Origin of the sequence: Streptomyces sp. SID9727, assembly GCF_010550605.1 — a bacterium.
Lineage (GTDB): Bacteria > Actinomycetota > Actinomycetes > Streptomycetales > Streptomycetaceae > Streptomyces.
Genome location: NZ_JAAGNI010000373.1, coordinates 1 through 9015 on the forward strand (window position 1 = coordinate 1; position 9015 = coordinate 9015).

9 protein-coding genes are annotated in these 9015 nt (G+C 71.7%); 5 read left to right on the forward strand and 4 right to left on the reverse strand.

Going from position 1 to position 9015, the window contains the following annotated elements:
- Both G3I41_RS26260 and G3I41_RS26265 read right to left on the reverse strand, forming a co-directional pair.
- On the reverse strand, positions 1-617 hold a 617-nt coding region (locus G3I41_RS26260; RefSeq protein ID WP_164402847.1), incomplete at its 3' end, for a hypothetical protein.
- A 118-nt stretch (positions 618-735) separates the two neighbouring features.
- Positions 736-1044, reverse strand: a complete 309-nt coding sequence (locus G3I41_RS26265; RefSeq protein WP_164402848.1) for a hypothetical protein — start codon at positions 1042-1044, stop codon at positions 736-738.
- A 118-nt stretch (positions 1045-1162) separates the two neighbouring features.
- On the opposite strand from G3I41_RS26265, the gene G3I41_RS26270 reads away from it, so the two are divergent.
- Positions 1163-2065 (forward strand): oxygenase MpaB family protein, encoded by a 903-nt coding sequence (locus G3I41_RS26270; protein WP_164402849.1) that lies wholly within the window; start codon positions 1163-1165, stop codon positions 2063-2065.
- A gap of 192 nt (positions 2066-2257) precedes the next feature.
- Here G3I41_RS26270 and G3I41_RS26275 read toward each other — a convergent pair whose 3' ends face one another.
- A complete protein-coding gene (locus tag G3I41_RS26275) occupies positions 2258-2767 on the reverse strand; it encodes a MarR family winged helix-turn-helix transcriptional regulator (protein ID WP_164402850.1) in 510 nt (169 codons plus the stop codon).
- A 91-nt stretch (positions 2768-2858) separates the two neighbouring features.
- Here G3I41_RS26275 and G3I41_RS26280 point away from each other — a divergent pair, with 91 nt between their 5' ends.
- The gene (locus tag G3I41_RS26280; RefSeq protein ID WP_164402851.1) at positions 2859-4970 is read left to right on the forward strand and encodes an MMPL family transporter; all 2112 of its coding nucleotides are present in this window, start codon (positions 2859-2861) and stop codon (positions 4968-4970) included.
- Between the two features lie 65 nt (positions 4971-5035).
- On the opposite strand, the gene G3I41_RS26285 is transcribed toward G3I41_RS26280, so the two are convergent.
- Positions 5036-5611, reverse strand: coding sequence for a TerD family protein (locus tag G3I41_RS26285; protein ID WP_164402852.1), 576 nt, complete (start codon positions 5609-5611; stop codon positions 5036-5038).
- A 445-nt stretch (positions 5612-6056) separates the two neighbouring features.
- Here G3I41_RS26285 and G3I41_RS26290 point away from each other — a divergent pair, with 445 nt between their 5' ends.
- The 3 genes from G3I41_RS26290 to G3I41_RS26300 form a co-directional block, all read left to right on the forward strand.
- A complete protein-coding gene (locus G3I41_RS26290; RefSeq protein ID WP_164402853.1) occupies positions 6057-7457 on the forward strand; it encodes an LCP family protein in 1401 nt (466 codons plus the stop codon).
- Positions 7458-7575: 118 nt separating this feature from the next.
- Positions 7576-7989: a roadblock/LC7 domain-containing protein gene (locus G3I41_RS26295; protein WP_164402854.1), complete on the forward strand. Its 414-nt coding sequence runs from the start codon at positions 7576-7578 to the stop codon at positions 7987-7989.
- A gap of 124 nt (positions 7990-8113) precedes the next feature.
- Positions 8114-9015 (forward strand): DUF6397 family protein (locus tag G3I41_RS26300; protein WP_164402855.1); only part of this gene is annotated, 902 nt, incomplete at its 3' end.

A 9015-nucleotide genomic window follows, 5' to 3' on the forward strand; every position in this document is an offset into this window, starting at 1 on the left:
GCGGTGCCGGCGCCCTCCGCTTCGGTGCCGGGGGCCGTGGTCCCTCCCGCGGACCCCGCGTCGTTCCCCTCCGCGGCCGCTCCGGGCTCCCCGCTCTCCGGGGCGGAGCCCGTCGGGTCGTCCAGTTGTTCGCGCCAGGCGGCCCACTGGGAGGCGATGGCGTCCGCGCCCAGGCGGCGCTGGGCCGGCCCCCACGCATCGGTGTCGGGAGGGGACAGGGGAGCCGGATCCTCCCCGTCCGCCGCCGGGTCGGGGTCCGGGTCGTGCGGGTCCGGCACCCCGGGCGCGGCGACGGCCACGGCGAGCGGCCAGCCGGGGAGCGCGCAGACCACCGAGCCGTCGTCCGGCGACAGGTCGTACTCCATGCCGCAGTCCCACGACGCGATCGCCACCGCCACCAGGGACACGTCGTCCACGACGACGGTCCACCGGGCGCCGCCGGAGTCCTGGCCCAGGACCAGCCCGTACCCCTCGGCGTACGGCTCCAGGCCCAGCGCCGCGCACGCCGCCGGATAGTCGTCCCCGAGGACGCTCGGGAACTGCGCGGGCGTCAGCAGGACCGCGGTCAGCACATAGAGCGCGTCGTCGTCGGCGACTGCGTCGTCCGTCCCGGTCACTGCGTTCTCCTCGTCCGTCAGGGTTTCCGTCGGCGCACCCTAACCAGTGGGTAACCCTGCCGTCGAGGCCCTGACGAGCACGGATGTCCCACGGGAGCGTCCCTCCGCCCGGCCCGGCTCAGGCGTCGGACAGTCCGAGCAGTTCCCGTGCCACCACCTGCGGCGATTCGTTCCGTTCACGGGCCAGGGCGATCACCGCCCGGCAGGCCAGCTCGCTGACGCCGAAGGAGAGCTGCTCCGGCGACACCCAGCCGCTCGCCTCGTCCATCCGTTCCTCGTCGTCCTCGGCCGACGCCGCGACGAACACGGCCGCCGCCTCGAAGAGGTTGTGCTGCCTGCGCCCGGCCGCCGTGGGGGCCGGCGCGGGGCGGCCGGCCCTGCGGCCCGTGGTCACGGCTCTGCGCAGGACGCCGAATATCGCGGTCATGGGGATCCCGCCTTCCGTCAGTGCGTCAACACGTCGACACCCGTGCGTCGACGCGTACTCACCGTCTTGCCCCCGGACGTAGGCTGGGACACTCGACCTGGACAAGGGGGACGGTGCGGTGAAGCGCTACGACCGGCTGAAGGAGATCCAACGCCTCGATCCGGAGCGGGACTTCCTGGAGATCTACCGGATCACCGTCAGCTACGAGTTCCCCTGGGACATCACCCGCGCCCTCGAACTCGCCCTCTACCGCACCTATGCCGTCCCCGGCATAGGCCGACTCCTCGCTGACACGGCCGAGCTGACGGATCGTTCCCAGAAGCGGTACGACGACACCGCACTGCTCCTGGACACCGTCGTGGAGCACGGCTTCGACAGCGATCCGGGGCGCACCGCCCTCCGTCGCATCAACCGGATGCACGCCGCCTACGACATCAGCAACGACGACATGCGCTACGTCCTGTGCACCTTCGTCGTCACCCCGAAGCGGTGGCTCGACGCCTACGGCTGGCGCCGGCTGTGCGACCACGAGCTGCGCGCGTTCGCCGTTTACTACAGGACGCTCGGCGCCCGCATGGGGATCAAGGATCTGCCGCAGACGTACGAGGACTTCGAGCACAGCCTCGACACCTACGAGGACGCCCACTTCGGCTGGGACGCGGGCGCGCGCTCGGTCTCCGATGCCACGCTGGACCTGATGGCCTCCTGGTACCCCCGCCCCCTCGCGCCGCTGGTACGCGGCGCCAGTCTCGCGCTCCTGGACGACTCGCTGCTGCGCGCCTTCCGCTACAAGCGTCCGGCACCCGCGGCCCGGAGCCTCACCCGGGGCGCGCTGCGACTGCGCGCACGCGCCGTACGCCTGCTGCCGCCGCGTACCACGCCGCATTACGCGCGTCAGAATCCTGAGATCAAGGGCTACCCCGGGGGATACGAAGTGGCGGCCTTGGGAACGTTTCCCACCCCTGGCGTGCGCGGCTGCCCGGTCCGTGACCTCGCGCGGCCGGAGGCGACCGCGGAGTGACCGCGGGCACCGGCACTAGGGCGTGTTTCGAAAGTAGCGCCGTCCGCCCGTAGGGCGGGTCCGGCGGCGTCTGGTGCGTGCGATCGCAAGGCGGAGGGTCGCCCCGATACTGGTTGTATCGGGGTGATCCCGACAACGCGGCGAGCGTGCGTGCCAGGCGTCGCCGGACAGGCGGGACTTTCGAAACACGCCCTAGGCGCGCGGTCCGGCGCGGCGGAGCTGGGCCAGCTCCTCGTTCATCGCCTCCAGGAAGCGGATCACGACACGCAGCTCATCCTCGGCGAACTGCCTGCGTGCCGCGTCCGTGCCGGCCGCCAGCGGCTTGAAGAAGTCACGGGCCACATGTTTCGCGGCGGCCGCGTAGTGCACGTGCACCACGCGCCGGTCGCTGCTGTCCCTCACCCGCCGGATGTGTCCCGCGCGTTCCAGCCGGTCCAGACACGCGGTCACCGCCCCTGAGGTGAGATCCAGCTGTGCCCGAAGCCGCCCCGGTGTCATGGCGCGGTCGCCCCCGCCGCGGTCCGCGTCGAGGATGGCGACGAGGGCCTGCACATCCGTCGGGTGCAGACCCTGGGCCTGGGCGAATTCATGTGCGATGCGGTTGAACTCGCCGTTCATCCGGCGCAGCAGTACAGCGAACGACTGGAGGCCCGTGGGCCCGTCGTCCATGTCTCTTCCCGGGGTGTCGTCTGCGGTGCGCATACCTCTACAGTAATATCTCTCGATCATTGAGATAATGAATGAACGAGAGACTACGGGTCATGTGTGTCATGTGCCGATCCCTGAGGAAACGATGAAGCCCCCACCGAGGTACCGCGTAGTCCGCTGGCTCGTCCCCGTAGCCCTGCTGGTCGTCTGGCTCGGAATCGGCGGGGCACTCGGCCCGTACGCCGGAAAGCTCGGCGAGGTGGCGACCAACGACCGGGCGGCGTTCCTGCCGCGCAGCGCCGAGTCGACCCGGGTCGCGGACGAGCAGAAGGCGTTCCAGCGGTCCGGGACCGTGCCCGCCATCGTCGTCTGGACCGGCGACGACGGGGCACTCCCGGACAGCGCCCGCGCGTCGGCGACCCGTGCGCTGGCCTCCTTGTCCGGGAAGCCGGGCGTGGTCGGCACACCGTCGCCCGCGCTGCCGTCCGAGGACGGCGAGGCCCTGTCGGGCGTCGTGCAACTGCGCTCCGACCTCGGGGACGAGCTCCCCGCCGTCCTGGACCGGGTGCGCGACGCCGCCGGTGCGGTGGCGGGCACGACCGCCGGGATCGCCGGACCCGCGGCCACGCAGGCCGACCTCAAGGACGCGTTCGCCGGTATCGACGGGCTCCTGCTCGGGGTGGCGCTCGCCGCCGTCCTGGTGATCCTGCTGCTGGTCTACCGCAGTGTGCTGCTGCCCTTCCTGATCATCATCAGCGCCGTCTTCGCCCTCGCGCTGGCCTGCGCCATCGTCTACGTCCTGGCGGACCACGACGCCGTCCGCGTGGACGGCCAGGTCCAGGGCATCCTGTCCATCCTCGTGATCGGTGCGGCCACCGACTACGCGCTCCTGCTGACCGCGCGCTTCCGGGAGGAACTGGCACTCCACGGCGACCGGACGGCAGCCGCCCTGGCCGCGCTCCGCCGTTCCTTCGGCGCCATTGTCGCGAGCGCCGCCACGGTGGCACTCGGGCTGCTCGCACTGCTGCTCAGCGACCTGACGAACAACCGTGCCCTGGGGCCCGTCGGCGCGATCGGCATCGTCTGCGCGGTGCTGAGCACGATGACCTTCCTGCCCGCCGTGCTCGTCCTGTGCGGCCGGGCGGCGTACTGGCCCGCCAAGCCGCGCCCCGTGGACGAGGCCGCCGGCGGGCACGGGATCTGGCGCCGGGTCGCCGCGCGCGTCGACGGGGCCCCGCGCAAGGTGTGGCTCTCCTGCGCGGTCCTCCTGGTCGCCTGCGCCGCGTTCGCCCCCACCCTTGAGTCCCACGGCGTTCCGCTGGACGAGACCTTCGTGAACGACGCTCCCTCCGTCTCCGCCCAGGCCACGCTGAGCAAGCACTTCCCGGGCGGCTCCGGTAATCCTGCCGTCGTCATCGCCGAGGCCGACCGGGCCGACGAGGTCACCGAGGCCGCCGAGGCGACACCCGGTGTGGCCTCCGCCGCGCCCGTCACGGCTTCGGGCCGGCCAGGCGGGGGCAAGCCGCTCGTGGTCGACGGCCGGGTCCGCGTCGACGTCACCCTGAAGGACGCGGCGGACAGCGACGGGGCGACGGAGACCGTGAAGCGGTTGCGTACCGCCGTCCACGCCGTCCCCGGCGCGGACGCGCTCGTCGGCGGCTACACGGCCCAGCAGTACGACACCCAGCGCACCGCCGAGCGCGACCGGAACATCATCGTTCCGGTGGTGCTCGTCATCATCCTGCTGATTCTGATGGGCCTGCTGCGGTCGGTCCTGGTGCCGGTGCTGCTGGTGGCCACCGTCGGCCTCAACTTCCTGGCGACCCTGGGGGTCTCGGCCCTGGTCTTCGAGCACGCCTTCGGCTTCAGCGGTACGGACGCCTCGGTGCCCCTGTACGGATTCGTGTTCCTGGTGGCCCTCGGCGTCGACTACAACATCTTCCTGATGTCACGGGTCCGCGAGGAGGCGCTGGAGCACGGGGCGCGTGAGGGCATGCTGAGGGGGCTGGTGAGCACCGGCGGCGTCATCACGTCGGCGGGCGTGGTGCTGGCGGCCACCTTCGCCGCGCTGATCGTGATCCCGCTCGCGTTCCTGGCGCAGATCGCCTTCATCGTGGCCTTCGGTGTCCTGCTGGACACGCTGGTGGTCCGGTCGCTGCTGGCGCCCGCACTGGTCGTGGACATCGGGCCCAGGGCGTGGTGGCCGGGCGTCATCAGCCGTACCGGGCGCGCGGGGGAGCCGGCGCACTCCGATTGACGGCCGCCCGGAGGGAGCCGGCCCGGCCACCGCTGACGCGGGGCCGGGCCGGCGGGCGGTCGCCCTCAGACGTTTACGCCGTAGTCCTTCGCGATGCCGGCCAGACCGGAGGCGTACCCCTGGCCGACCGCGCGGAACTTCCACTCGCTGCCGTGCCGGTACAGCTCGCCGAACACCATCGCGGTCTCCGTCGAAGCGTCCTCGCTGAGGTCGTACCGGGCGAGCTCCACACCGTTGGCCTGGTTCACGACGCGGATGAACGCGTTGCGCACCTGGCCGAAACTCTGCTGCCGGCTCTGCGCGTCATGGATGGAGACCGGGAAGACTATCTTCGCGACGTCGGCGGGGACCGCCGACAGATCCACGTTGATGGACTCGTCGTCGCCGTCGCCCTCGCCCGTCAGGTTGTCCCCGGTGTGCTGGACGGAGCCGTCAGGGCTGTTGAGGTTGTTGTAGAAGACGAAGTGCAGGTCGGAGACCACCTTTCCGTGATCCGCGCACAGCAGCGCACTGGCGTCGAGGTCGTAGTCGGCCCCGGTCGTCGTGCGTACGTCCCAGCCCAGGCCGACCGTCACCGCGGTCAGGCCGGGCGCCTCCTTCGACAAGGAGACGTTGCCGCCCTTGGCCAGGGTCACACCCATGAACTTCCTCCAATGATCCAGTGGTTCACCGACCGCCATCCGCGTGTTCCAGCCGGTCGCGGTCCGGCCGCCGCCCGGAACGGACGGCGGCTGTCCCCTCACTCTTCAGGAAACGCCGGGATTTGCCCAGGGCGCGGGCGGCGTCCGGCCCGATTCACCGCGTGCCGGGCGGGGAAGACGCCCCGCACCCCGCCACCTCCCGGTGTCTTCCGGTCAATGTTTCCGGTGGCGCTGTGGGGAGAGGGGATCCGACTGACGATGGTCAGGTCCGGAGGCGTACGAAGCCACCGCACATCACGACCGGAAAACCGCACAACTGCACGACCGTACGGGTGCCGCCGGGAGGCGGGCCCGCGCGGCAGCCGTACGAACGGGGTGGCCCATGGCAAGCAGGAACAGAGCGACAGGGGCGGGGAGGAGGGGGAGCCGTCTCCGGCGGACGGCGGTGTCCGCACTGTCCTTCCTCGTCCTGCTGGTCGCCGGGATCGGCTGGGGGTATCTGAAACTGACCGGCAACATCGACACGTTCAGCGCCGACGGCGTCTCCGGTGACCGGCCCCCCGGTTCCGCCGGCGGGCAGAACGTCCTCGTCATCGGCTCGGACACCCGGTCGGGCAAGAACAAGGGACTGGGCGGAGCCACCGGCGAGGTCGGCCGCTCCGACACCGTGCTCCTCCTGCACGTGTACGCGGACCGTGAACACGCTGTGGCCGTGTCCGTTCCCCGTGACGCCATGGTGGACATCCCGTCCTGCCGGAAGCCCGACGGCAGTTGGACCGCCCCCCGCCGGCACAGCCAGTTCAACGGGGCGTTCTCGGTGGGCGAGACCGTCGAGGGCAACCCGGCGTGCACCCAGAACACCGTCGAGCACCTGACCGGGCTGCGCGTCGACCACACCGTCGTCATCGACTTCGCGGGGTTCTCTGCGCTGACCTCCGCGGTCGGGGGAGTGCCGGTGTGCCTGCCGAACGACGTCTACCAGCGCGACCTGAACCCCAAGCGCGCGACCCGGGGCACCCTCGTCTTCGAGAAGGGCCCGCAGACGGTCTCGGGCCAACGCGCCCTCGACTACGTACGGCTGCGCCACGGCATCGGTGACGGCTCCGACATAGGGCGGATCAAGAGGCAGCAGGCGTTCGTCGCCTCCCTGGTCAAGAAGATCAAGTCGCGCGGTATGAACCCCACGACCCTCCTGCCGCTGGCCGACGCCGCCACCGACGCGATGACCGTCGACCCCGGGCTCGGCTCGGCCGACAAGCTGCTCTCCTTCGCCCTCTCGATGAAGGACATCGACCTGCACAACACCAAGTTCGTCACCGTCCCCTGGCGGTACGAGGGCGAGCGCGTCGCGGTCGTGGAGCCGGACGCCGACGCCCTCTGGGCAGCGCTGAAGGCCGACCGTCCCCTCGACGCCGAAGCGGGTGCCGGTGCACCTGCCAAGCCATCGCGGTCCCCCGTCTCGGGTACGGGCGTCCAGGTCGCCGTATACAACGGCACCACGGTGCCCGGACTCGCGGCCAGGGCTGCCGGGCTCCTGCGCGCCCACGGCTTCACCGTCACCGATACGGCCACCGGGCAGGACCAGACCCGCTCCGGGACTGTCGTCGCGTACGGCCCCGGCCTGCGGGACGAGGCCCGCACCACGGCCGCGCTCTTCCCCGACGCGCGGATCACCGAGTCCGGTGGTGCGGGAAGCGGGATCCAGGTCACCGTCGGACAGGACTACGCGGACCGGCCGTCGGCGGCACCCGACGCCGCGTCCGCCACTCCGGAGGTGCCGGCGGCGATCGCCGACGAGGCCAGGTCGGCGGACGACGACCCGTGCGAGAACCTCTCCTACGGCTGAGCGGCGGTGGCTGCTTCCCGACCGGTGCCGGGAGCGGGGTGCTTGCCCGTGGGTGACCCGTGCGCAAGGCTTGCCCACAAGTGAGACACGGGGAACGCGTGAACGGGGAGGAAACAGAATGGCGATGGACAGGGGACTCGACTGGCTCCTGGACGATCTCACCAAGCGGGTGGCGCACATACGGCACGCCCTGGTGTTGTCGAACGACGGTCTGGTGACCGGTGCGAGCACCGGGCTCGCCCGTGAGGACGCCGAGCACCTGGCGGCCGTCTCCTCGGGACTGCACAGCCTGGCCCGCGGGTCCGGCCGGCATTTTCGCGCCGGAAAGGCCCGCCAGACCATGGTGGAGTTCGACGAGGCACTGCTCTTCGTGACGGCGGCGGGGGAGGGCAGCTGCCTGTGCGTGCTCAGTGAGGCGGAGTCGGACGTCGGTCAGGTGGCGTACGAGATGACGCTTCTGGTCAACCGGGTGGGGCAGCACCTCGGCGTGGACTCACGGCAGGACGGAAGCGGGGGAGACCACCGGTTCTGACAGCCCGGCCCGGCACACCCGGCCGCCGCCGGGCCCGTGGAGTTGTCCACAGGCTCGGCGACGGGCGGCGTCCCGGACTACCCTGCTCACAGAGAGTGATCACCAGTCGCGGGGGAGTGACGTCATGACGACGAATCAGCTGCGGAACGGGGCGGTCAGGGCCGAGTCGGGCCCTGGAGGGACGCCGGCGCCCGACACCGTGCGTGACGAGGGCGGGCGCACGTGCGGTGCGGCCCGCGCCGCTACGGAACTCGGCCTCAAGCGCCACGAGTTCGACCTCGCCGTGTACCTGGGAGCGGTCCGGGTGAGAAGCGGACCGGACGGCCGGACCAGGATCGGCAGCGCCGAGATCGAGCGCCTGCGAGCCCAGGACGGCTTCCCGGGCGTGCTGCGCGAACGGGTACGTACGGTGGGGACCGCCGAGGGGGCCCGACTGCTGGGCATCAGCCCGGCCCGGTTCACCCGGCTCGCCCGGGCCGGATGCCTCACGCCCGTAGCCTTCCACCTCAACCGCTACCGGGCGGTGGTGTGGGTCTATCTCGCCCAGGAGCTCGAAGCGACGGCCGCCCGATCGCCCGAGCTCCTGGTGGGCAACAGCCCACCCTGGCTCCGCGGCCGGCTGGACGCCGGGGCCGACCGGCGGCCGCGCAACTGGCGCTCCCGCCGGATCGAGCGCCTGCTCGCCCTCGCCGACGATCCGTGGGTGCGCGCGGCGATCGTCGCCCAGGGCCTGGACCCGGTCCAGCTGGCGGAGGTGGTGGACGATCCGTACGAGCGGGCCCACTTCACCCGGGTCAGGCCGGAGGCGGTGTTCGGGCGACGAGGATCGGTCGCCGGCCGCGAGACGATGGCGCGGCTGATGCAGGCCGACGAACCGGACGAGATCCTCTGGCGCCGGATCAGCCTGATCACGGAGCTGGACGCCGCCCGGGAGGCGCGACCGGCGCCACGGCCCGGTGACGGATGGGCGGATGCGGCGGACGGTGCGCTCGCCGGGCCGGCCGCCTCGGCGCGGCACCGCGGGCC

Excerpts from the sequence above, each read along its gene's own strand:
- G3I41_RS26265 (WP_164402848.1), bottom strand. The coding sequence starts at position 1,044 with ATGACCGCGATATTCGGCGTCCTGCGCAGAGCCGTGACCACGGGCCGC.
- G3I41_RS26275 (WP_164402850.1), bottom strand. The coding sequence starts at position 2,767 with ATGCGCACCGCAGACGACACCCCGGGAAGAGACATGGACGACGGGCCC.
- G3I41_RS26280 (WP_164402851.1), top strand. The coding sequence starts at position 2,859 with ATGAAGCCCCCACCGAGGTACCGCGTAGTCCGCTGGCTCGTCCCCGTA.
- G3I41_RS26285 (WP_164402852.1), bottom strand. The coding sequence starts at position 5,611 with ATGGGTGTGACCCTGGCCAAGGGCGGCAACGTCTCCTTGTCGAAGGAG.
- G3I41_RS26295 (WP_164402854.1), top strand. The coding sequence starts at position 7,576 with ATGGCGATGGACAGGGGACTCGACTGGCTCCTGGACGATCTCACCAAG.